Origin of the sequence: Exiguobacterium sp. s78 (assembly GCF_018618985.1) — a bacterium.
Lineage (GTDB): Bacteria > Bacillota > Bacilli > Exiguobacteriales > Exiguobacteriaceae > Exiguobacterium_A > Exiguobacterium_A abrahamii.
Genome location: NZ_JACSNB010000001.1, coordinates 549,511 through 572,213 on the forward strand (window position 1 = coordinate 549,511; position 22,703 = coordinate 572,213).

Here is a 22,703-nt window from a genome sequence, read left to right on the forward strand (position 1 = left end):
AAGGAAAGACACCATGGGACAGATTTTACTCATCTTATTGCTCCAGTTGATTTACGTTCCTGTTTTGACATTACGGACGATCATGCTCGTCAAAGGGCGAACTGTCATTGCCGGATTATTTGGCACAGTCGAAACATTGATTTACATTTTTGCACTAGGAATCGTATTCCAAGACTTAACGACACTCGGTATGGTCGTTTACGCGCTTGGATTTGGTCTAGGAATACTCGTCGGTGGATATGTCGAGCGAAAACTCGCCATCGGTTACAATATGATTCAAGTGCATACGCAAGAATTTCCAGCGGAACTGATTCAAGTCATTCGCGATAATGGTTTTGGTGTGACACATTATCAAGGTCAAGGACGAGACGGTGTCCGTTATCGGTTAGATGTGCTCGCGGCTCGAACACGTATGAAAGTGCTTCGTAATCTCGTCGAAGAATACGAACCGAAAGCATTCCTCGTCGCATTCGATTCTGTCGACTTCAAAGGTGGGTATATGTTGAAAGGATTAAAGCGTCCTCGATAGAGCACTTTTCCTGAGAATGATGTTTATTCTTTGTTATTTAAGGATAAAGATGAAATAGAACGTCATTTGAAATCAGGAAAGGGGAATATCAGATGATTAGTAATCATGCAAAATCAGCTTTGAATCAACAGGTAGCAAACTATGGGGTGCTGTTCGTCAAACTCCACAATTATCATTGGTACATTAAAGGACCAGACTTCTTAACGCTTCACGAGAAGCTTGAAGAACTTTATACATGGGTGTCTGAACAATATGATGTCGTTGCAGAACGTCTCCTGATGAATAACGGAACACCTTCTGCGACACTAAAAGAGTATTTAGAGCAAACAACGCTTGAAGAAGCGAAATCGGGATTATCGGCAGATGAGATGATTGATTCTGTCATCAAAGACTTCCAACAAGTCCGAAAAGAGATGCTCGATGCGATTGAACATCTTGAGGCACAAGACGTGACGGTTGAAGATGATCTACTTGGTCAAGCGAAGGAAATCGAAAAACAAATTTGGATGCTTCGTGCGACATTGAAAAAATAAGATAAAGAAACGGATGACCCCGTCCTAATGAAGGACGAGCCATCCGCTTTTTCTTATTTCAGGTTTTCAGGATTGAGGACTTCAAGTTCTGGAAGAACGAAACGACCGTCTTTACGGATCAATACGTCGTCGAACCAGATTTCTCCACCACCGTAATCAGGACGTTGGATGTTGACGAGATCCCAGTGAACGGATGAGTCATTACCGTTGTAGGCTTCTTCGTAAGCTTGACCTGGTGTGAAGTGGAAGCTGCCATCGATTTTTTCATCGAATAGAATATCCTTCATTGGATGCTGAATGAAGGGATTGACGCCGATCGCGAATTCGCCGACAAAACGAGAACCAGCATCTGTATCGAAGACTTGGTTGATCCGATCCGTATCGTTCGCCGTCGCTTCGACGATTTTACCATCTTTGAACGTCAGTTTGACGTTTTCAAACGTGAACCCTTGATACGGAGATGGTGTGTTATATGAGATGACACCGTTGACCGAATCCTTGACGGGTGCCGTAAAAACTTCACCGTCTGGAATGTTAGCATTTCCGGCGCATTTGATGGCTGGGATGTCTTTGATTGAAAACGTTAGATCCGTTCCTGGTCCGACGAGACGAACACGATCCGTCCGGTTCATCAAGTCGACGAGTGGTTCCATCGCTTGTCCCATTTTTTCATAATCTAGCGTGCAGACATCGAAGTAGAAGTCTTCGAATGCTTCTGTCGATTGATTCGCAAGTTGCGCCATCGATGCAGTTGGGAAACGAAGTACGACCCATTTCGTTCCTTTGACACGATCTTGTGTGTGCATCTTACCGATCGTTTGACCGTAAAGTTTCATCTGTTCAGCCGGCACATCTGACAATTCATTGATGTTATCACCAGCACGTAGTCCGATGTATGCGTCCATCGCTTGCATTTGCTTGCGTTCGATGTCTGCCATCAATTGGAGTTGCTCTTCTGAAGCATTTCGGTATAATTTTCGTAGGATACGATTATCCTTAAGTAAAACGAACGGATGTCCGCCAGCCGCGTAGGCAGCTTCAACGAGTGCCTCGACCAGTTCGCGTTCGATGCCGAAGTTTTCAATCAATACTTTTTCACCAGGTTCAAGGGCAACTGAATAGTTAATGAGATTCGTTGCCAGTTGAGTAAGACGTGGGTCACGCATGAAATTTCCCCCTCGAAATGGATTATGTAGGTTTCATTTATCATTGTAACGGAAATAAACCATTTGGAGTAGCAGGAACGACTTGCTACATGTCGAACTAACAACAAAAGACTATGCAAAAAAATTGGAGGCAAGAACCATGGAAATCACATTAGGCGGAATCGCCGGATTAGTCGCTGCGATCGCATTCGTAGTGCTCGTCATTTTCCTTGCCCGTGTATTAGGTGCTGCGAGTAAGACGCTCAACAATGTAGCCAACACGACAGCAGGACTTGAACGTCAATTAGACGGTATCATGATGGAGACGACAGCGTTGTTACATAAGACGAATCGTCTGGTCGATACGATTGAAGAAAAAACAGAATTGCTTGCACCTGTCGCAAACTCGATCGAAGAACTCGGTACGTCTTTAAACAAAGTGACAGATTCTGTCCGGACAGTATCCGATACGGTTGCTGGTGCGGCGGATACGAATAAAGAACAGATTGCGCAAGCAGTCCGTTGGGGCTCAGTCGCTGTAGAGTTATTTAAGAAAAATAAACCGGCAGAGACTACGGTTCAAAATCATTCGACGGCAACGACGACGGTTGAGAAAAAGCCACGTCGTCGATTCCGGAAAAAGGCAGAGGCGCCGGTCACACCGGAAGTCGTGTCAGTACCGGACGTTGAAAGCATTCCAGATGAGTTGAAGGGAGATCGTAAATCATGACGAAACAACACCCATATCAAGCACAAGATTCTTCTAAAGGAGGAGGCTTCCTTGCCGGAGTCATCGTTGGTGGATTGATTGGTGCTGCGGCAGCTCTCCTTTCTAGCCCAAAATCAGGTCGTGAAGTACGCAATCTGATTGACGAGCGTACGGCGCCTGCGCGTCAACGTTTGACGGAACAGACACAAGTTGTCCGTGAAAAAGCGGAGCCACTCGTAGGTGAGTGGATTCAACTAGCGAAAGATAAGGCAGCACCTGTCATTGAAAAAGCGAAGAATAATTCAACGGTTCAAGAAGCGGCACAATATGCGGGCTTTGAGAAGGATCAAGCAAGCATTGATGCTGCTCTCGCAGAAGCGGAGCAACTCGTACGTGACATCGAACGTGAAATCGGCGACGAAGTGGATGGGGCGTCTGTTGCAGAAGAGATCGACACGGAGACGGTCGTTGAACTTTCGGAGTTACGTGAACAGTTAGCGGACGAACAAGAGGAAGACAATGATCCGCAGTCTGATGTGAACCATAAGAAATAATCAATACATGAGGAGCTCTCATCATGAGGGCTCTTTTTTATGTTTCCTTATAGAGAAAACACAAAAAAATTATATGAAAAAACGTAATTTATTTTCATATTTTAAGAAATCATGCAGCTTCTTTATGTACAACAGGGAAAGAGTTCGCTATAATTAGTTGCTATTACGAGCTATATGCTGATTAGGGAGTGGTAGGACATGGATCAACATGCAGAATTAAAAAGATTACGTGATGAACTCGATTTAGTGAATGCAGAATTATTGGAATTGATGAACAGACGAGGTCAAATTGCCGTTGAAATCGGAAAAGTCAAACGAGCACAAGGGCTTGATCGATACGACCCTGTTCGAGAACGTCAAATGCTCGAATCAATTGCCGCTAATAACCATGGACCTTTTGAAACAGGACGCCTTCAGCATGTATTTAAAGAAATTTTCAAAGCTTCTCTCGAATTACAAGGAGAAGATCGGACTCGGAAATTACTCGTATCACGGAAACAAAAACCGACGAATACGATCATCCGGATCGGAGATGCGGTCATCGGAGACGGTTCACAACAATTGATCGCTGGACCGTGTGCGGTCGAGAGCGAAGAACAAGTATTTGAGGTCGCGGAACAGCTCGCGAAACATGGCGTGAAGTTCATGCGAGGCGGAGCGTACAAACCACGTACATCGCCTTACGACTTCCAAGGTCTAGGACTCGAAGGTCTAAAGATGTTGAAAAAATCAGCGGACGCGCACGGTTTGCATGTCATCACTGAAATCATGACACCGAGCGCCGTTGAATCTGCTTTACCATATGTCGACATCATCCAGGTCGGCGCACGCAATATGCAAAACTTCGATTTACTCAAGGAAGTCGGTCGTACGAATAAACCGGTTCTTTTAAAACGAGGTCTTTCTGCAACACTCGAGGAATTCATGTACGCGGCTGAGTACATCATGGCGAGTGGTAACGATCAAGTCATCTTATGTGAGCGTGGTATTCGGACGTATGAACGTGCAACACGGAACACGCTTGATATCTCAGCAGTTCCGATTCTGAAGCAAGAGACGCATCTCCCTGTCATGGTCGATGTCACGCACTCGACAGGACGTAAGGATTTACTCTTGCCAACAGCAAAAGCGGCATACGCGATTGGAGCAGACGCTGTCATGGTCGAAGTCCATCCGTTCCCAGCACTTGCGTTGTCTGATGCGAACCAACAACTCGATTTCCAAGAATTCGATACGTTCATCGAAAACTTGACGACTACCTTTCCGGCACTAAACGTTCAATGATTTCCGAAAAAGGGTAACCTAAAGCGAATGAAAACGTTTTACAATGAAGGAAGAATGGGAAAAGAAAACTATCTTTTCCTGTCTTCCTTTCGTGTTGCCTAAAAATGAAAACGAAATGAAAACACTTGAGATGGATCATACTAAAGGAGGAATTTGTTTTGAATAGTAATATTACGATTTACGATGTCGCGCGAGAGGCTGCTGTTTCGATGGCGACTGTATCGCGTGTCGTCAACGGAAACCCGAATGTCAAACCATCTACACGAAAGAAGGTCCAAGACGCAATCGAACAGCTTGGTTATCGTCCGAACGCTGTTGCCCGTGGACTGGCAAGTAAAAAAACAACGACGGTCGGTGTCATCGTGCCCGATATCTCGAACATCTTCTTTGCGGATTTAGCACGCGGGATTGAGGACGTCGCGACAATGTATAAATATAACATCATTTTATGTAACTCCGACCAAAATCGGGAAAAAGAGATTCATTTGCTCAATACATTACTCGGAAAACAGGTGGATGGAATCATCTTCATGGGCGGACGTTTGCATGAGGATCTCGTTCGTGAGTTCAAAACATCACCAGTTCCGATCGTTCTTGCTGCGACGTTGAATCAAGATTATGATCTTCCTGCCGTCAACATCGATTATGAGAGTGCTGCGCACGATGCTGTTAAGTCTTTGATCGACCGTGGACATGAACGGATTGGATTCATCACTGGACCACTCGAACAGCAAATCAATGGTGAAAAGAAATTTGCGGGTTATCGCCGAGCACTCGAAGAAGCAAATCTTCCGTTTAACGAGCAAAATGTCGTCCTTGGAAACTATACGTATGATTCAGGAATGAAGGCGATGAATCAATTGCTTGAACTTGGAGAAGATTGCCCACGCGCGATTTTTGCTGGAACGGATGAGATGGCTCTTGGTGTCATCCATGCCTTACAGGATGCTGGACACCGTGTACCGGAAGACTTCGAAGTCATCGGACACGATAACACACGTCTTGCGACGATGATTCGTCCGAAACTGACGACTGTCGTTCAACCGATGTATGATATCGGAGCAGTCTCGATGCGTCTATTGACGAAAATCTTGAACAAAGAAGAAATTGAAACGAACGATGTCACGTTACCACACCGGATCGAACAACGGGATTCGACACGTCCTTAATCGAAAAAACGTCTCTTCTCTCAAGCAAGCTGCTTGAAAAAAGAGACGTTTTTTTATTTCGCGACGGTAATAAGTTCATCTTGGTGATGGTGGAGTTGGTCATTTTCGACATGGAGTCGAACCGTCGTCTGACCAGGTGCAGTCAATGTCACTTTCCCGCTGTAGGCATCACCCTTTTTTTCTAGAGGAACGTAGTTATGCTTTTCAATGCCCGTTTCAATGACTTCCACTTGTACGTTCGCTTTTAGCGGTTTCCCATCGAGGAAAACATGAAAGGAGACGGGAAGTTCAGCACCAGCTTTCGCTTTTGTTGCGCCCATGTAATGGACAGACAGACCGTCGACGGCTTCGTGATCATGTCCATGCTCGTGCGATGCTTCCTCTTGTTCATGTGAATGATCCATGACGACGAATGAGATCTTATCCATATGATGGAGTCCTTTTTTATCATTGATATGATACAGTCCTTCATACTCACCTTCAGCAAGCTTAGCTTCTGCTTGATAAGAACCCGTCTTTTTCAAGGTTGCCTTGAACTTTTGATGGGCACCGTCTTGTTTTCCGGCTTCCCAAACTTCAAATGTCACGTCCTCAAGATTGACTGGTTTCTTTTGTTCGACAGCTGACGCTTTAAAAACAACTTTATCTTCTTCCATTGTCTTGGCTGGAACATTGACGTTGACCTCGACCGTCGGTTTTCCTGACCCTTGCATGTTATCGTGATCCATTGCCTGTTTTTCATTGCCGCACCCTGCGAGTACGATCCCCGTCGATAGAATAAGACCGGAATAAAGCCATGCCTTTTTCATGATGATTCCCCCAACTATTATTCATTTACTAAGTAAAAATTCCATATTTAGTATAGCAACAAGTTGTGAACTCCGAACGAAATAAATGTGAAGATATAAAGTCGATTAATCAACGGAGTAAGGGGAAGTCGCAGTCAATTGTTTTTTACGCTCATCGCTCACGAACGGCCAAATTAGTCGTTTGACGGTCTCCCAATTTTTTTCTTCGATTTCAGGTCGTCGCGGAATGGCGGGGTAGAGTGGTGTTGAATCATGCCAGTGTGTTGGTGGGGGTGTTTCTTGTCCACTCCAACGTTCTTGCCATGAAGTAGGAATCTCTCCACGAAACGGAGCTTGTCCGGTCATGGCAGCAAAAACTTGACTCCACGCGCGGGGGACGACACGATACCAGTCATAGCCACCGCCTCCTAAAGCAACGATTTTTCCATTCGTATATTTATTTGCTGCAGCGAGGGCGATTTGAGGGATCTGCTCATAACTTTTCATCGTTAAGGATAAATGAGTCAATGGATCAAGCGCGTGTGCATCGGCACCATTTTGCGTAATGATGAGATCCGGTTGGAACAATTCACAGGCTTCAAAGAGTGCCGTCTCATAAGCGAGTAAAAACGAATCATCTTCCGTAAAGGCGTCCAGTGGCACGTTCCAGCTAAATCCATATCCTTCTTCAGACCCTCGTTCCGTCACCATTCCCGTTCCTGGAAACAAGTAGCGACCCGTCTCATGGAGAGACAATGTCATGACGTCCTTTCGATTATAAAAGGCCCATTGTACTCCATCGCCATGATGAGCGTCCGTATCGACATAAAGAATTTTACAGTGATATTTTTCAATCATGGCTGCCATGGCGACAGCGGTATCGTTATAGACACAAAAACCAGAGGCACGCCCACGGAATCCGTGATGCAATCCGCCACCGATATGAAAGGTCCGTTTATATTGACCAGATAAGACGAGGTCACATGCTTCGATCGTGCCGCCGACAAGGAGAGAAGCGCCCGAATGCATCCCCTGGAACAAAGGGGTGTCTTCTGTCCCAAGACCATACATCTGTGCCTTCAGAGGCGTTAATGCTCCGGTCCCGGCTGCTTTGACGGCAGCAATATAATCCTGATCATGAACGAGTGACAATTCTTCATCAGTCGCATGACGTGGCGCGATACAAGGAATGTCATCTAATTGATGCATCGCTTCAAGTAAGGAAACCGTTAACTCGAGGCGAATCGGATTGAATGGATGTGTCTCCGAAAACCGATAAGTCGCTTCTTCAGGACTGTACAGGTAGGCAAAATCCTTCATCTGCTCACATCCGGTCCAAGTACATCGAATCCTTCTTTGCGCAACTTTTCGATGATCCGAATCGGATTCATCGTCTGGACACGAAACGCAACGATCCGGACATACGGATCGTCTGTTGGATACACGAGTACATTTAAGATATTGATATTCGTTTTGGCAAGCAGTGCGGCAATCTTTGCTAATGTTCCAGCAGTGTTCTCAACACGGATTTCGATTTGAGAACTTGGTTCGAGTGCGCCCGTCAGTTGAACGAATGTCCGCAACAAATCCGTTTCCGTGACGACACCGACAAGGCGTCGACCGCGAACGATTGGCAGACACGTCAATCGATATTCATAAAACAGCACAGCCGCATCTTCGAGAAAATCGAGCGGGTGAGCCGTGACAGGACTTTCAATCATGATGCTTGAGACCGGATACTGTAGGTCTTGTTTTGCCGTATCCGGATGAAAGATACTACTTGCGCTTTGAATTTCCTTTAGTCCGACAAGACCGACGAGTTCATGGCGGGCATTGACGACGAGAACATGACGAATCTGATGACGTTGCATGAGTTCGACCGCATGCGCGATGGAATTCGTCGGTTGCATCGTGATGCACGTCGTATTCATGATTTGTTCGATTAACATGACGATTCCTCCTCGAGCTCAGTCATACATGAAACGTCTTCTCAAGCGTAGCGCATCAAAATGAGCGACGACTTCAGGTGAGACGTGTTTTCCGATACGCGCCATCAGGCAGTTGGCAGGATGGGAGGCGATTTCCGGATCGTCGGTCGGGAAGAAGACAAGACCACCATGGTTCATCATCTTCTCCATGATTTTTCGGTAATCCCAGACCGATAGTCCGCTCCCTTTTAAGTCCCAATGCCAATAATATTCAGTCGTTAAAATCAAATAGTGTTCCATAGCGGGATCGAGCATAGAGATTTCAAGCAATTTTTTACCGATCTGTTGTCCGCGAAACCGAGAGGAGACTTCGATCGCTCCGAGTTCCAAGATGTACGGATTGTTTCCTTCGCTCCACGTTTCGTATGGATCAGGGTATAAGTAAGTCACATAACCGATGATTTCCGTTCCTTGACGGGCGACGATGATCCGTCCTTCCTCAAGGTCTGCAATCTCAACGAGCGCTTGATGTTGTTCAGCGGGTGGACGAAAAGCCGTCAACCCTGAATCGAGTGTATACATTGCTAGTGTTTGACTCGGTACGGGACCTTCGATGTCAACAGGACCGAGTGATGTTTCATGCGTCCGATGATTGAATTGTTTTTCAAACATGTAAGCGTCACCACCTTCCTATTCATTATAGACGAAAGCGCTTGAGCAAAGAGAGGGATTTTTTAACAAATTGACGGCAAATGGATTGAACTGACGGATAACTAGCTTATAATAAAGAGGAAAACATAGAAGGGGAGGAACGAGACATGAAAGTTTTGAAAGCGCTTCCGGGGAAGCATTGGTTAGCAGAGTATGATGAAACGAACACGTACGACTGGAAAGATGCTGAGCAGTACTTTTCATGGGCGACAACGGGGAAAGTCAACATGGCTCATGAAGCAATCGACCGCCACGCAGAAGGCGAGCGGGCGAACAAGGATGCGCTGATCTATTTCGATGGAACGACGGAACAACGATTCACATATGCAGATATGAAACGATTGACGAATAAAGCGGCAAACGTATTAGTCGATGCAGGGGTCAAAACGGGTGACCGGATTTTCATCTTCATGCCACGTTCACCGGAATTGTATTTTGCCTTGCTTGGCGCACTGAAGGTAGGCGCAATCGTCGGTCCGTTATTTGAAGCATTCATGGAACAAGCGGTCCGTGATCGCTTGCTTGATTCTGAAGCGAAGTTACTCGTGACGACGAAGGCATTGCTCCCACGTGTTCCAGTTGGGGAACTGGAATCACTTGAAAAGGTAGTACTTGTCGACGAAGATGTCGAAGAATCGGACATATTACTCGATTTCCGCAAAGCGTTCGAGCAAGCATCCGATGTATTCGAACCGGTCTGGTTAGATCGTGAAGACGGATTGATCCTGCACTACACTTCAGGATCGACAGGGAAGCCGAAAGGTGTGCTCCACGTTCAAAATGCGATGATTCAGCACTTAATGACAGGTCGCTGGGTACTTGATCTCCAAGAAGATGATGTCTACTGGTGTACGGCTGACCCGGGGTGGGTCACAGGAACAAGTTACGGTATCTTCGCACCATTCTTGAATGGCGCGACGAACATCGTCGTCGGTGGACGCTTCAATCCGGATTTCTGGTACAGTGTCATCGAGAAGTACAAGGTAACGGTCTGGTATAGCGCACCAACGGCTTTCCGGATGTTGATGGGAGCAGGAGCGGATGTTGCAAATCATCATGATCTCTCAAGTCTTCGTCATGTATTGTCTGTCGGAGAACCGTTGAACCCGGAAGTCATTCGTTGGGGGAAAGAAGCCTTTGATCAACGGATCCATGATACATGGTGGATGACGGAGACAGGCGCGATGATGATTTGTAACTATAAGTCGATGGACATCAAACCGGGATCAATGGGGAAACCGATTCCAGGAACTCAGGCTGCGATCATTGATGATCAAGGAAATGAGTTACCGCCATTTCGGATGGGGAACCTTGCCTTAAAAACACCATGGCCATCGATGATGCGTCAAATTTGGAACAATCCGCAGAAATATGAATCGTATTTCTTTAAAGGATGGTATGTCTCAGGGGATTCTGCCTATATGGATGACGAAGGTTACTTCTGGTTCCAAGGACGTGTCGATGACGTCATCATGACGGCTGGAGAACGGGTTGGTCCGTTCGAGGTCGAAAGTCGTCTCGTCGAGCACCCAGCTGTCGCAGAAGCTGGAGTCATCGGGAAACCAGATCCAGTCCGCGGTGAAATCATCAAGGCATTCATTGCCTTGCGTGATGGTTACGAGCCAACGGATGAGCTAAAACAAGAAATCCAAGCATTCGTCAAAGAGGGGCTTGCTGCTCACGCGGCACCGAGAGAAATCGATTTCCGGGATAAATTGCCGAAGACACGAAGTGGTAAAATTATGCGCCGTGTTCTAAAAGCATGGGAGTTGAATCTTGAAACAGGTGATCTGTCGACGATGGAAGATTGAACGTAAAAAAGGATGAATCACCGCAACAGGTGATTCATCCTTTTTGTTAGTTTTCAGAAGCAGCATCGTTTTTCTTTTCATCTTGTTTCTTCTGTTGTTCTTGCTGTTTCTTAGCGTCCGCTTCTTTTTTCTTAGCATCAGCTTCTTTTTTCTTAGCGTCCGCTTCCGCTTTCTTTTTTGCCTCTGCTTCGGCTTTTGCTTTTGCATCGGCAGCACGCTTGGCGTCGTCGGCTGCTTTTTTCTTAGCATCAGCTTCCGCTTTTTCTTTCGCCTGATCTTGTTCTTTCTGTTGCTCTTCTTTTTTCTGTGCGTCTGCTTCTTTTTTCTTTTCTTCTGCTTCTTTCTTTTTCTTCGCTTCGGCTTTTTTCTTTGCCTCTTCCGCTTTTTTCTTCTTATCTTCTTCTTTGAAGCGACCACTGTTCTTAAAGTCGTTTGCTGTTACAGAAGATGGTTGTGTGAAGCGGGCACCGGATTTGAAGTAACTACTGTTCGCGGCATACGTCGCATTCGCCATTTGTGACCACAGCGTTTGTGTTCGTTGGTAATACGTCGTTGGACCGATGAGCGAGTTGTTCTGATCGTGTCCTGTCCAAACGGCAAGCGTCACACCAGGAGTGGAACCGACAAGGTAAGAGTCTTTGACATCGTTCGTCGTACCTGTCTTACCAGCCCAATCTCCAGGAACGTTCAATCGATCTTTTGCAAACGTTGCTGTACCTTTTGAGAAGACGCCACGCATCATATCAAGTGTCAGGTAAGCTGTTCGTGGTTCATAAATTCGTTTTTTCTTCGGTTTTGCTTTATAGATATCTTTTCCGTCTTTCGTAATTTTCGAAATGACGTATGGTTGCACGAATTCACCATAGTTGGCGAGTGTCGCGTAAGCACCAGCAAGTTCGACCGGTGTAATCTCCATCGTTCCGAGTGCCGCCGAAGGAGCATAACGAATCGCATCCGGTACTTCAACACCCATATCGACGAGTTTTTGAATCGAGTTCGACATGTTCATCTTCTCGTAAATCTTAACGGCAGGTACGTTTAATGAGAGTTCAAGTGCTGTACGAACCGTCACGTTTCCACGATAACGTCCACCTTCGTTCTTGATCGGACGATCACCTGGTTGACGTGGTACGGTCTGGTAGTAGTACTCTTCATCATTGACAGTAGATGCCGGAGTGATCAAACGATTTTCAATCCCGTTCGAGTAGACGAGAATTGGTTTTGCCGTTGACCCGATTTGACGTTTCGCTTGGAATGCTCGGTTAAAATCATCGGCTTTTCCATCAAGGTAACGTCCACCAACGAATCCGAGGATACGCCCCGTCTCATTCTGAACCATGACTGCTGCTGTTTCTTCTGGATCTTGTTTCGAAACGGTTTTTTTCGTTTTTGGATCGACGACTTGTTTGTACTGCATGCCACCAGGGAAGTTCCCGTTGTTCTTCGCAGGTTGTTGCATCGATTCATGAATTTTTTTATCTAGCGTCATGTGAACTTTGTATCCACCTTGACGGAGTGCAACCAGTGCTTGATCTTGATAGTTTGCCCGGACTTCTGCCAGTTCAGACGGTTTGACTTCGTCTTCTTTCACACCATCTTGTTTCATCAAGTACTTCGTCATGATCTTCGTCGCTTCACGTTCTGCTAAATCATAGACATACGGATACGTGTCACGCGAACGTTTCGACTGTTTCGCGAAGTCTTTCGTGATGTCGTGTTTGATTGCTTTTTCATATTGTTCTTTTGTAATGTTTTTTGCAACATACATCCGCTTCAACACGGTCTTCATCCGATTGACACTTGGCGTCAAGTCTTTTTTGACGACACCGCCTTGTAGATAAGGTGTGTAGTAGTAAGGGTTTTTCGGAATACCAGCGAGGAAAGCTGCTTGTGGTAACGTCAGTTTTTTCGCTGATTTGTTGAAGACCCCTTGGGAAGCAGCTTCGATACCAGCGATGTTACGCCCGAGTGAATTTCGTCCGAATGAGACGACATTCAAGTATGCCTGTAAAATTTCATCTTTTGACATCGCATTTTCAAGGCGGAGCGCTAAGATGATCTCTTTTGCTTTCCGTTCGAATGAAACTTCGTTCGTCAGGATTTGGTTTTTAATTAATTGTTGTGTCAGCGTACTTCCGCCGGTGCGTGACGCTGAATTCGTCAATTCTTGTAAGACTGCTCGTAAAGTCGCTTTTGGAACGACTCCATCATGTTGATAAAAATCTACGTCTTCCGTTGATAGAAGCGCATCAATTAAATAAGGGGAGATGTTCTTGATATCGACCGGCTGACGTTCTTCATCCGTTGAGATGTTCGTCAGCTTTTCGCCACTTCCCCAATAAATTTGACTTGTCACCGCATAACTGTTCACTTCTTGTTTCATCTCAGTCAAAGGTGGGGCTTTCGTATCTTTGACGAGGGAAGCGAAATATCCTCCAGCCGCTCCGACAGAGAAGCTGCCGATGAGAAGGACTGCTATGATGAGGAATAAAATGATGTTCCACGAAACATCGTATGTGATATTCGACCAGTGCCGAACGGCTTTCGTCCGGGGGTGATTCCAAAACTTGAACCAGTTCTCGCGCATAAATGATCTCCTTTGCATCTTAAACTTAGGTGTAAATTAATATTAAATCACAGATAGACGTATTATACCATAAATCCACCAGTGAAATCGGACTTGACAGCGGATTCGTCTTCGACGTATCATGAAACCATCTTATTTTCATATATTACGTTAAACAGTGATCGGAATACAGTAGTAAGTCACTCCCTGTGACAGAGACCTAGTGGTGCTGCGAACTAGGACACAGTGAACTTACGAATTACGCTTCCAGGAGTTTCTTGAGAAATCAAGCGGTCCGTCCCGTTATCGACGAACCAAGTGGTCCTTTTATGTAAAGGGCAATCAGGGTGGTACCACGGAATCTTCCGTCCCTTCGTCTTAGACGAAGGGGCGGTTTTTTATTGTTAAAAGTGAACTTTAGGAGGAGACACAATGACGTTATTAGAGGATTTAGAATTTCGCGGTTTAATTAACCAAATGACGGATGAAGAAGGATTGAAGACATTACTCGAGACACCAACGACGCTTTACACAGGCTTTGATCCAACAGCGGATTCATTGCATATCGGACACTTGTTGCCGATCTTAGTCTTAAAACGATTCCAACAAGCAGGTCACCATGTCGTAGGTCTCGTTGGTGGAGCAACGGGAATGATCGGAGACCCGAGTGGTCGCGCAACAGAACGTTCATTGAATACATCGGATATCGTCGAAGAGTTCGCGAACCGGATTAAAGACCAGTTGTCGCGTTTCTTACCGCTTGAAGGAGAAAACCCGGTCACGATCGCCAATAATTTGGACTGGACGAAAGACTTGACGATCATCGATTTCTTACGCGATATCGGAAAACACTTCCCAGTCAGCTACATGCTGGCGAAAGACTCTGTTGACTCACGACTTCAAAACGGAATCTCGTTCACAGAGTTCTCATACATGTTACTTCAATCGTTTGACTTCTTGAAACTCTACGAAGACAAAGGATGCCGCCTTCAAGTCGGAGGAAGTGACCAATGGGGGAACATCACAGCAGGGATGGAATTGATTCGTCGTGCGGGTCATGAAGAAAAAGCATTCGGTTTGACGGTACCGCTTGTTACAAAAGCAGACGGTCAAAAATTCGGTAAGACAGCAGGTGGTGCGGTTTGGTTAGACGCTGACAAAACGTCACCGTACGAGTTCTACCAATTCTGGTTCAACGTTGACGATCTTGACGTCATCAAGTTCTTGAAATACTTCACGTTCTTAACGCACGAAGAACTCGACGCGCTCGCAGAAGAAGTCAAGGCAGCACCAGAGAAGCGTGTCGCGCAACGTCGTCTTGCAGAAGAGATGACCGTTCTCGTCCATGGTGAAGAAGGTCTGACACAAGCACAACGTATTACGACAGCACTCTTTAGTGGAGATATTAAATCGTTGCAAGTCGAAGATATCGAAGATGCGTTCAAAGGAATGCCGCGCTTTACACTCGGTGAAGCGACAAACCTTGTCGACGTTCTCGTTGAGGCGAAGATCAGTCCGTCAAAACGTCAAGCACGTGAAGACGTCACGAACGGTGCAATCTACCTAAACGGAGAACGCGAGCAAGATTTAACGAAAGAAATCACGGAAGCTGATGCAATCGGTCGCTTTACGATCGTACGTCGCGGAAAGAAAAAATACTTCGTCGTCGAGCATGCTTGATGATATACGAAACGCTCCCTGCACTTAGATGCAGAGAGCGTTTTTTTAAGCTGTTCGGAATAAACGGAGTGGCAACAAGCGAACGGCAATCGTCGTGGCAATGACAGCTTTGATCGTATCCCATAAGACGAAAGGATAGTTAATCGCAAAAGCATCTTTGAACGATAGATCGAGTACAGCCATTAGACCAAATGTTCCAAGCAAGTAGACTAAACCAAGACCAAAGACGATCATCCCGATGAAGAGGGGAACGAAGCGACGCGTTTTTTCAGCAACAAGACCGATGAAGAATCCAGCAATCGGAAAGGCAATCAAATAACCAACGGTTGGTCCGACGAATGGGGCTAGTCCGCCTTTTCCGCCAAGCACCGGTAGACCAGCTGCTGCGAGTAATAAGAAGATTAAGACAGCGAGTCCACCACGTTTTCCGCCGAGAATCGCGCTGACCGTCATGATCGCGAGCATCTGGAGCGTGATCGGAACAGCGCCGACAAGTTGAATTTGTGGCAAAGAACTGACGGCTGCGATGATGGCAGCACCAAGGGCGATGAATGTTAAATCTCTTGTTTTCATGAATGAAGTCCTCTTTTCTGTTTGTGTTAACTATTTATATTTAAAGGTTAACACAAACGAATGAATGACGTCACTCTTTTTTTAAGACCAGGTATACATTTTAGTCATAGGCATAAAAAAAGCACCCACCGAAGTGAGTGCTGGAACAATCGATTAACGTGAGTAGTACTCGACGACGAGTTGTTCTTGGATTTGATCGTTCAATTCAGAACGCTCAGGAAGACGGACGAACGTTCCTTCGAGCTTCTCAGCATCGAAAGTAACGAAGTCTTTAGTTGCTGGAGCAACTTCGAGTGCTTCTTTGATAACGACAAAGTTCTTCGATTTTTCGCGAACTGAGATCGTTTGACCTGGTTTCACGCGGAATGATGGGATATCAACGCGTTGTCCATCAACTTGGATGTGACCGTGGTTGACGAGCTGACGAGCAGCACGACGTGTACGAGCCATACCCATACGGTAAACGACGTTATCAAGACGTGCTTCGAGTAAGAACATGAAGTTCTCACCGTGGATACCAGGCATTTTGCCAGCATCGTTGAAGATACGGTTGAATTGGCGTTCGTTTACTCCGTACATGTGACGAAGTGTTTGCTTCGCTTGAAGTTGAAGACCGTACTCAGATACTTTACGACGGCTGTTACCGTGTTGACCTGGTGCGTAAGGGCGTTTTGCGATTTCTTTTCCTGTTTCAGTAAGTGAGATACCGAGACGACGTGAGAGTTTCCAAGCTGGACCTGTATAGCGAGCCATAATAAGACTCCTCCTTATTGTTCGTTATTATTTGCATAAAAATAATAACGCCATCAAACCCACATTACGCCCATTTCATGATGTGGCACCCTCGCTTGATAGCAAAGTTACACGATGCCCCTCCGGTTATTCACCGAGTCATGAAATGTGATACGTAAGCGATTTGACCGCTATCGTTATCATTTCTGCACTTTTACAAGTATACGGTGTGGACAATCGACTGTCAATCAGAATTACAGATGGCGAAGCAGTGTCGTACAGAATGCTTCTAGACCAGCTTGATCGACTTCGTCGAAACGGTTGAATTCTGGGCTGTCGATATCGAGGACACCAATCGTTTGTCCGTCTTTGACGAGTGGAATGACGATTTCTGAATTCGAAGCTGCGTCACATGCGATGTGACCTGGGAACTGATGCACATCTTCGATTCGTTGTGTCGTCTGTTCTGCTGCGGACGTTCCGCAGACACCACGACCAAATGGAATACGGACGCATGCTGGAAGTCCTTGGAACGGTCCGAGGACGAGTTGGTTTTGCTCCGTATCCGTCAAATAGAAGCCGACCCAGTTGATACGGTCGAGGAACTGGTTGAGCAACGCGCTCGCATTCGATAAGTTTGCAACTTGATTGTCTTCTCCCATTAATAGCGCATCGAGTTGTTTTGAGAGCATGTCGTATTGTTTCGTCCGGTCACCTTCATATGTCTTTGTTTCGAACATAATAAAAATTCCTCCCGTAAAAAGCGTATTTTTTTTAGTTTAACGAGTTTTCGCGTAGCTGACAAACAATTGATTTTTGGAAAAAGGATTCAAAACAGCGGAAGAAATCAGGAAAAGCCCTTGTAAATCTATGCAAAACGGTTGCGCTATACTATTATAAGGATAAGATTATTGCGATTTAGAGAAAATCTAAAGTCGTAGGACAGAGTGGAGGTCGTGACAAATGTGGGCATGGGTGATCGGAGTCATCGTCATCGTATTACTCGTCATGCTATTTAGCATGATCAGTCGAAAAAAATACTACACGAAAATCGATGAACTTGATATGCGCAAACAAGGCATCGTCAGTGCATCGATTCCAAAGGAGTTGCAGGACTTAAAGCAACTACCGATGGCGGGTGAGACGGAGACGAAGTTCAGCTCCTGGCATCAAGCGTGGGAAGAGTTATTAACGGTCCACGTCGCCCAAATCGATGAGACCCTTTACCGGGCGGAGGAAGCGCTCGATAAATATCGTTTCATCGCCGTCAAGAATGACCTCGAAGTAACGGAACAATTGATTGCGGAACTCGAAGGGTTGATCGATGAGATGCTCGTCGAGATGTCGACGTTCAAAACGAATCAATCGGTTCTAGCCGAACTGAAAGCGCAAGGGGAAGCCGATTCAGGGCAAGTTCGGAAATCATTATTGATTCAAGCGAACTCATTCGGTCCGGCGCTTGCGCGTCTCGAAGAACGGAGTGAACAAATCGATGCGCACTGGAATGAGATGTGTCAGTACGAAGCTTCAGGTGAAGTGACGAAGGCGTATGAAACAAGCTTGCTACTCGAGCAAGAAGTAGCAACGACGCGTCAACTCGTCGAACTTGTACCGAAACAATGGAAGATTCTTGCTCATGAATTACGTCAACGGATTGATCAGCTCGGAGCAGGCTATAAGGAAATGTCGTTAGATGGGTATCCACTTGAACCACTCGGTCTCCAATCCGAGATCAAACGTTTCGAGGAACAACGTCTAAGCCTTTCTGAAAAAATCGAAATGCTAGAAGTCGATGGTTTGGAAGAGGCGATTCAACAGTTATCGGCCGATGTGGATCAAATGTATGATACGTTCCGTCGTGAGGTCGATGCGCGTCATCAAGTGAAAAAAGAAAACCAATTCTTGAAACAAAAAGCGCTACGGATGCGTGAACGGATTCATCAATTGGCACAAGAGTTCAGTATCTTACGTGAAAAATATGAAATCTCAGCAGATTTAGGGATTCACTATGAAACGATTCAGCGTGACGAAGAGCTGCTCTTTGAAGCAGCGAAAGATCTTGATGAGTCGATTGCCGGAAAAATCATCCCGTTCAGTATGCTCGAAGATCAGATGCGCGATGCGATTCGCCTCGAAGAACAGTTGATGATTCAGTACGAACGCTTTACGGTCGAACTCCAGGCACTTCGAAAAGAAGAGACGGAAGTTCGCGAACGAATCGTCGAATGGCGTCATCAGCTGTCGCAGACACGCCTCCGTCTAAAACGACTCGGATTACCGAACTTACCGGCTGAGGTGGAAGAAGCGCTCCGAAATGCGAATCGTTCACTGCAGACGCTTGAAACACGGTTAGAGGAGTTACCGTTTAACGTTCGATCGATCGTCGCACAAAGTCAAGACGTCCAAGAAACGTTTAAACATGTGCAAGAACGGTTAGATACATTAGTGTTCGAAGTCACGTATGCCGAACGGCTCGTCCAGTATGCGAACCGGTACCGTCGCCACGACAACGAGATACATATGTCGCTGACGATCGCGGAAACGAAGTTCTTAGCGGGAGACTATGAACGAACGATTGTCTTAGCGGAACGTGTCCTAAATGAATACGATCCGGCCGCGATCGAACGTATTAAACGGTCGTGTGCACCAGAAGAAACATTGCACGTTTAAATCAGGATCGACAATTCAGGGTGACCGTCATGGTCACCCTATTTTTGTAAAAAGAGGAGTGAGTGGAATGGGAACACTATACGTAAACGGATTGATTCGAACGATGGCACACGAAGAGGATGTCCATTCAGCGATGTTCGTCGAGAAAACGCGGATCATCGCGATGGGGGAGGAAGGAAAGCTACGCCGCCGTTTCGGTAGACGTATTGATCAGATTTACGATTTGAACGGAAAAGCTGTATATCCAGCCTTTACAGATGCGCATATTCATCTGATCGGTTACGGGGAAGCGATCAATCGTGTCGATGCCTCGCGTTATACGACGCTTGAAGCGTTAGGACAAGCTTTTCTCAAGGCGGAACCAGTCAATGGAATCCATGTGGCAGAAGGCTATGACGAAACGAAGCTTGATCGTGCACCGACGAAGGCGTGGCTCAATCAGTTGTTCCCTGACGCACCTGCCTTGTTGAAACGAACAGACCGGCATACAGCACTTGTCAACGATGTCTTATTCCAACAGCTCGGATATAAAGCGTCGACTGTCATCGAAGGTGGAAAGGTCGGTTTATCGGATAATGGAGAAGCTGACGGATTCTTGTACGATGCGGCGCTTGAACCTTTATATGCGTTACAAGCTGGAAACTTGGAGCGGAATAAAGCGTCCCTTCGATCAGCGATTAAGAACTTATACCAATATGGCATCATTGCGGCACACACAGAAGACTTGTCGTATCACGGGGATGTCGCGGACATCTTGCAAGCTTATAAGGAAGTGACGCAAGAGACAGGCTTCCATACGCATCTGCTCGTGCATCATCTTGTCATCGATGAGTTCGTGCAACAACAACCTACTTTACCGTCAACGATGTCAATCGGTGCGATGAAACTGTTCGTCGACGGCGCGCTCGGAGGACGAACAGCTCTTCTCGGTCGTGGTTATTCCGATGATCCGACGACACGTGGTATCGAAGTGCATACGCCAGAACAACTCGAACAACTCGTCAAACGCGCACGTAGTTACGGGTTCACAGTCGCGGCACATGTCATCGGTGATTTAGCGATCGAGCGGTTCGTACAGGTGCTCGAGAAGTATCCGGCACCAAAAGGGAAACGAGATCGCATCATTCATGCGACGGTCGTCCGACCAGAAACGCTTGCGCGAATTCGGAAGTTACCGGTCTTGATTGACGTTCAACCAGTCTTTTTACTAGATGACGCCGACTTCATCGTCGATCGACTCGGCTTGAACCGCTTAGACTGGAGTTATCGTTTACGTTCGTTAGCTGAGACCGGCGCACTGTTGTGCGGCGGAGCAGATGCGCCGATCTCTGACCCCGATGTCCGACGGTCGCTTTATGCAGCGACGGAAGGAACGGCAGGGCGTGTCAATAAGACGAACGAGACGTTATCGATGTTTGAAGCCTTGTTGCTCTTTACGAAAAATCCACATCTCGCGACAGAAACACACGGTCGAAAAGGATTGCTCTTACCAGGCTATGATGCCGACTTCGTCATCTTTGAAGAAGACTTCTATCGCTTGCGTGGGGAAGCCATCTTGAATAACCGTTTGGTCGAGACGGTCCAAGCTGGAAAAACCGTTTATCAGGCGGAAGCCGCGTTAGTGTGATGTTTGCGCATAGTGTGAAATAGCTTCCGAATAGAACGTCGAAAGTCCGGGTGCATACGCATCGTAATAGGCACGAAATCGTTCGTCAGACACATACATCTGACCGAGTGAGGCAAAGAGAGATAATGCGCACGGGTAATAGTACGTATCGATGAAATCATGTTGTTCTTTGACGACTTGTTGAACGTCCGGATCCGTCGTCGCGTGCCCGTCGCGGTAAAGGGTCGTCAAGCGCTGATCGAGTTGCTTATGCATGCTGCTCAGTTGTTCTTTCTCTTTCGGTGTTCGTTGTTGTTGTCTTTTTGCACTGATTCGATAGGCGTCAGTGTCACCGTAGTGTTGCTGGACTTCATCTGCATGTTGCTTTTCATGCGTAACGATCTCTTCGTGGCGCAAACCGCGGAATAATTGTTCGTCTTTCATCGGAATTCCTCCTTTTAAGGTGAGTAATGTCTGTTCAGCGAGTCGAGCAAGCATTTGATAATGCGAAGCTTTTTCTTGAAGGAGTGCAATCTGCTTTTTCAGTGTCGTATGATGATTGGAATCAGATTGCGTGAGTAATCTTTGGATTTCTGACAGTGGGAAATCAAGAGAGCGGTAGAGCAGGATTTGTTGTAAACGTAAAAGATCCTCTCTGCTGTAACTTCGGTGACCAGCATTGGTACGCTTTGGCACGAGGAGACCGATCGTCTCATAATGATAGAGTGTTCGTTTTGTGACGCCGGTCAGTTTGGCGATTTCCTGAGTGGAATACATCATTTGTGTACCTCCTTTGATTGGAGTATAAAGGGTGACGTAACGGAAGACGCAATAAAAAAATCTGCCCCGAGGAGGCAGATTTTTTTATGGTCATAAGAACGAGCGTTGAATCTTATGCCAAAATGTATTGTTCGTCAATTTGACGGTTTTCAGTTCTTTTTCAGAAAGCTGGATATCGACTGAATCTGTTCGTGTGAGACTGAGTGCTTCGTTATCCATCCCGATGATCGGATAGTCGTTTCCGTCCTCGATGATGCGTAACGAAAGTTTCCGTCCACGGTTCAGTAGGAAAGCAGAACCGAGTGTCCGGTACCGGTTGTTGTTGACGGAAGCAATTTCGCTGACTTGAAGACAGTGAATCAATGGATCGACGATCGCACCAGAGAGTGACTTATTATAAGCCGTAGAGCCCGTTGGTGTTGAGATGACCATTCCATCCCCGCGGAATGTCTCAAACAGGAAGTCGTCGATATAGACTTCGATTGCGAGTGATTTGATGATGCTCGACTTCACGGAACATTCGTTCAGACAGAGCATCGGTGGTCCACCGTTGATGGATGCTTCGAGCAGTGGATAACGACGTACTTCGATTTCGCCATCCGAGACACGGTTGCCTGTCTCTTTAAAGATGGCTTCGACCGCCGAAAGATCATTGATATCAAAATCACAGTAGAACGAGTTGGGTCCTTCAGCGAATCCAACATAGATCGCATCATCACGGAAACCTGTGAAGCGTGCCGCTTGCAAGAAAGCCCCATCTCCACCAATCGAGACGATGATGTTTGCTTGTCGGTGATCTTGGACGACGTTCAGTCCGTATCGTGTACCGACATCAATCAACTTTCGCACCTGCGTCTCGTGTCTTTGTGTATTTCGGTAGTACAGGTAGACATTATTTCGAGCCATGGTCAATTCCCCCTTGAAAGCGTTTCATG

Annotated in this window: 21 protein-coding genes and 1 other annotated feature; of the genes, 10 read left to right on the forward strand and 11 right to left on the reverse strand. The window is 46.3% G+C overall.

Annotation, left to right across the window (positions count from 1 at the left end; translation table 11 throughout):
• Positions 1-13 precede the first annotated feature (13 nt).
• Positions 14-529: a DUF2179 domain-containing protein gene (locus tag KNQ18_RS02725; RefSeq protein WP_023469074.1), complete on the forward strand. Its 516-nt coding sequence runs from the start codon at positions 14-16 to the stop codon at positions 527-529.
• 92 nt (positions 530-621) lie between these two features.
• Positions 622-1,062: a Dps family protein gene (locus KNQ18_RS02730; protein ID WP_023469073.1), complete on the forward strand. Its 441-nt coding sequence runs from the start codon at positions 622-624 to the stop codon at positions 1,060-1,062.
• A 53-nt stretch (positions 1,063-1,115) separates the two neighbouring features.
• Here KNQ18_RS02730 and KNQ18_RS02735 read toward each other — a convergent pair whose 3' ends face one another.
• The gene (locus KNQ18_RS02735) at positions 1,116-2,228 is read right to left on the reverse strand and encodes an aminopeptidase (RefSeq protein WP_029342360.1); all 1,113 of its coding nucleotides are present in this window, start codon (positions 2,226-2,228) and stop codon (positions 1,116-1,118) included.
• Between the two features lie 139 nt (positions 2,229-2,367).
• On the opposite strand from KNQ18_RS02735, the gene KNQ18_RS02740 reads away from it, so the two are divergent.
• The 4 genes from KNQ18_RS02740 (at position 2,368) to ccpA (ending at position 5,923) form a co-directional block, all read left to right on the forward strand.
• Entirely contained in the window at positions 2,368-2,937 is a 570-nt protein-coding gene (locus tag KNQ18_RS02740) for a DUF948 domain-containing protein (RefSeq protein ID WP_029342359.1), read from the forward strand.
• The gene (locus KNQ18_RS02745) at positions 2,934-3,470 is read left to right on the forward strand and encodes a YtxH domain-containing protein (RefSeq protein WP_064299494.1); all 537 of its coding nucleotides are present in this window, start codon (positions 2,934-2,936) and stop codon (positions 3,468-3,470) included. Before KNQ18_RS02740 ends, KNQ18_RS02745 begins: the two co-directional genes overlap by 4 nt.
• A 198-nt stretch (positions 3,471-3,668) precedes the next feature.
• On the forward strand, positions 3,669-4,754 hold the full coding sequence (locus KNQ18_RS02750; protein WP_215083780.1) for a bifunctional 3-deoxy-7-phosphoheptulonate synthase/chorismate mutase: 1,086 nt from the start codon (positions 3,669-3,671) through the stop codon (positions 4,752-4,754).
• Between the two features lie 158 nt (positions 4,755-4,912).
• Positions 4,913-5,923, forward strand: a complete 1,011-nt coding sequence (gene ccpA, locus KNQ18_RS02755; protein WP_023469068.1) for a catabolite control protein A — start codon at positions 4,913-4,915, stop codon at positions 5,921-5,923.
• A gap of 53 nt (positions 5,924-5,976) precedes the next feature.
• Here the strand turns inward: ccpA and KNQ18_RS02760 are convergent, their stop codons facing one another.
• The 4 genes from KNQ18_RS02760 to KNQ18_RS02775 all read right to left on the reverse strand — a co-directional run bounded on the left by KNQ18_RS02760 (position 5,977) and on the right by KNQ18_RS02775 (position 9,311).
• Positions 5,977-6,732 (reverse strand): maltotransferase domain-containing protein, encoded by a 756-nt coding sequence (locus tag KNQ18_RS02760; protein ID WP_215083782.1) that lies wholly within the window; start codon positions 6,730-6,732, stop codon positions 5,977-5,979.
• A 105-nt stretch (positions 6,733-6,837) separates the two neighbouring features.
• On the reverse strand, positions 6,838-8,031 hold the full coding sequence (locus tag KNQ18_RS02765) for an acetoin utilization protein AcuC (protein WP_215083784.1): 1,194 nt from the start codon (positions 8,029-8,031) through the stop codon (positions 6,838-6,840).
• A complete protein-coding gene (locus KNQ18_RS02770) occupies positions 8,028-8,660 on the reverse strand; it encodes an acetoin utilization AcuB family protein (RefSeq protein WP_023469065.1) in 633 nt (210 codons plus the stop codon). The genes KNQ18_RS02765 and KNQ18_RS02770 overlap by 4 nt, the downstream gene beginning before the upstream one ends.
• 18 nt (positions 8,661-8,678) lie before the next feature.
• Positions 8,679-9,311 (reverse strand): GNAT family N-acetyltransferase, encoded by a 633-nt coding sequence (locus tag KNQ18_RS02775; RefSeq protein WP_149427723.1) that lies wholly within the window; start codon positions 9,309-9,311, stop codon positions 8,679-8,681.
• A 146-nt stretch (positions 9,312-9,457) separates the two neighbouring features.
• Between KNQ18_RS02775 and acsA the strand changes: the two genes are divergently transcribed.
• A complete protein-coding gene (acsA, locus tag KNQ18_RS02780; RefSeq protein WP_215083786.1) occupies positions 9,458-11,161 on the forward strand; it encodes an acetate--CoA ligase in 1,704 nt (567 codons plus the stop codon).
• 46 nt (positions 11,162-11,207) lie between these two features.
• On the opposite strand, the gene KNQ18_RS02785 is transcribed toward acsA, so the two are convergent.
• Complete coding sequence (locus KNQ18_RS02785; protein ID WP_214858155.1) at positions 11,208-13,748, reverse strand: transglycosylase domain-containing protein; 2,541 nt, start codon at positions 13,746-13,748, stop codon at positions 11,208-11,210.
• Positions 13,749-13,896: 148 nt separating this feature from the next.
• Positions 13,897-14,103, forward strand: a binding site (T-box leader).
• Between the two features lie 56 nt (positions 14,104-14,159).
• Here KNQ18_RS02785 and tyrS point away from each other — a divergent pair.
• The gene (gene tyrS, locus KNQ18_RS02790; RefSeq protein WP_029342350.1) at positions 14,160-15,407 is read left to right on the forward strand and encodes a tyrosine--tRNA ligase; all 1,248 of its coding nucleotides are present in this window, start codon (positions 14,160-14,162) and stop codon (positions 15,405-15,407) included.
• 45 nt (positions 15,408-15,452) lie between these two features.
• Here the strand turns inward: tyrS and KNQ18_RS02795 are convergent, their stop codons facing one another.
• The 3 genes from KNQ18_RS02795 to KNQ18_RS02805 form a co-directional block, all read right to left on the reverse strand.
• Entirely contained in the window at positions 15,453-15,980 is a 528-nt protein-coding gene (locus KNQ18_RS02795; RefSeq protein ID WP_023469060.1) for a biotin transporter BioY, read from the reverse strand.
• A 153-nt stretch (positions 15,981-16,133) separates the two neighbouring features.
• Complete coding sequence (gene rpsD / locus KNQ18_RS02800; RefSeq protein WP_023469059.1) at positions 16,134-16,733, reverse strand: 30S ribosomal protein S4; 600 nt, start codon at positions 16,731-16,733, stop codon at positions 16,134-16,136.
• 233 nt (positions 16,734-16,966) lie between these two features.
• Positions 16,967-17,452 carry a GAF domain-containing protein gene (locus KNQ18_RS02805; RefSeq protein WP_023469058.1) on the reverse strand — a complete coding sequence of 162 codons (486 nt, stop codon included), beginning with the start codon at positions 17,450-17,452 and terminating at the stop codon, positions 16,967-16,969.
• A 223-nt stretch (positions 17,453-17,675) separates the two neighbouring features.
• Here KNQ18_RS02805 and ezrA point away from each other — a divergent pair, with 223 nt between their 5' ends.
• Positions 17,676-19,382, forward strand: coding sequence for a septation ring formation regulator EzrA (gene ezrA / locus KNQ18_RS02810; protein ID WP_064299501.1), 1,707 nt, complete (start codon positions 17,676-17,678; stop codon positions 19,380-19,382).
• A gap of 67 nt (positions 19,383-19,449) precedes the next feature.
• Positions 19,450-21,009, forward strand: coding sequence for an amidohydrolase (locus tag KNQ18_RS02815; RefSeq protein ID WP_149427720.1), 1,560 nt, complete (start codon positions 19,450-19,452; stop codon positions 21,007-21,009).
• Here the strand turns inward: KNQ18_RS02815 and KNQ18_RS02820 are convergent.
• On the reverse strand, positions 21,001-21,768 hold the full coding sequence (locus KNQ18_RS02820) for a MerR family transcriptional regulator (protein WP_214771114.1): 768 nt from the start codon (positions 21,766-21,768) through the stop codon (positions 21,001-21,003). The genes KNQ18_RS02815 and KNQ18_RS02820 overlap by 9 nt on opposite strands.
• A gap of 90 nt (positions 21,769-21,858) precedes the next feature.
• Positions 21,859-22,674 (reverse strand): NAD kinase, encoded by an 816-nt coding sequence (locus KNQ18_RS02825; protein ID WP_023469054.1) that lies wholly within the window; start codon positions 22,672-22,674, stop codon positions 21,859-21,861.
• Positions 22,675-22,703: the final 29 nt, after the last annotated feature.

Bases quoted from the DNA above. Each gene is read 5' to 3' on its own strand.
- tyrS (WP_029342350.1), top strand. From the start codon at position 14,160: ATGACGTTATTAGAGGATTTAGAATTTCGCGGTTTAATTAACCAAATG.
- KNQ18_RS02760 (WP_215083782.1), bottom strand. From the start codon at position 6,732: ATGAAAAAGGCATGGCTTTATTCCGGTCTTATTCTATCGACGGGGATC.
- KNQ18_RS02770 (WP_023469065.1), bottom strand. From the start codon at position 8,660: ATGTTAATCGAACAAATCATGAATACGACGTGCATCACGATGCAACCG.
- KNQ18_RS02785 (WP_214858155.1), bottom strand. From the start codon at position 13,748: ATGCGCGAGAACTGGTTCAAGTTTTGGAATCACCCCCGGACGAAAGCC.
- KNQ18_RS02740 (WP_029342359.1), top strand. From the start codon at position 2,368: ATGGAAATCACATTAGGCGGAATCGCCGGATTAGTCGCTGCGATCGCA.
- rpsD (WP_023469059.1), bottom strand. From the start codon at position 16,733: ATGGCTCGCTATACAGGTCCAGCTTGGAAACTCTCACGTCGTCTCGGT.
- KNQ18_RS02750 (WP_215083780.1), top strand. From the start codon at position 3,669: ATGGATCAACATGCAGAATTAAAAAGATTACGTGATGAACTCGATTTA.
- KNQ18_RS02825 (WP_023469054.1), bottom strand. From the start codon at position 22,674: ATGGCTCGAAATAATGTCTACCTGTACTACCGAAATACACAAAGACAC.
- KNQ18_RS02735 (WP_029342360.1), bottom strand. From the start codon at position 2,228: ATGCGTGACCCACGTCTTACTCAACTGGCAACGAATCTCATTAACTAT.
- acsA (WP_215083786.1), top strand. From the start codon at position 9,458: ATGAAAGTTTTGAAAGCGCTTCCGGGGAAGCATTGGTTAGCAGAGTAT.
- KNQ18_RS02815 (WP_149427720.1), top strand. From the start codon at position 19,450: ATGGGAACACTATACGTAAACGGATTGATTCGAACGATGGCACACGAA.
- KNQ18_RS02820 (WP_214771114.1), bottom strand. From the start codon at position 21,768: ATGATGTATTCCACTCAGGAAATCGCCAAACTGACCGGCGTCACAAAA.
- KNQ18_RS02725 (WP_023469074.1), top strand. From the start codon at position 14: ATGGGACAGATTTTACTCATCTTATTGCTCCAGTTGATTTACGTTCCT.
- ezrA (WP_064299501.1), top strand. From the start codon at position 17,676: ATGTGGGCATGGGTGATCGGAGTCATCGTCATCGTATTACTCGTCATG.
- KNQ18_RS02730 (WP_023469073.1), top strand. From the start codon at position 622: ATGATTAGTAATCATGCAAAATCAGCTTTGAATCAACAGGTAGCAAAC.
- KNQ18_RS02765 (WP_215083784.1), bottom strand. From the start codon at position 8,031: ATGAAGGATTTTGCCTACCTGTACAGTCCTGAAGAAGCGACTTATCGG.
- KNQ18_RS02775 (WP_149427723.1), bottom strand. From the start codon at position 9,311: ATGTTTGAAAAACAATTCAATCATCGGACGCATGAAACATCACTCGGT.
- KNQ18_RS02745 (WP_064299494.1), top strand. From the start codon at position 2,934: ATGACGAAACAACACCCATATCAAGCACAAGATTCTTCTAAAGGAGGA.
- KNQ18_RS02805 (WP_023469058.1), bottom strand. From the start codon at position 17,452: ATGTTCGAAACAAAGACATATGAAGGTGACCGGACGAAACAATACGAC.
- KNQ18_RS02795 (WP_023469060.1), bottom strand. From the start codon at position 15,980: ATGAAAACAAGAGATTTAACATTCATCGCCCTTGGTGCTGCCATCATC.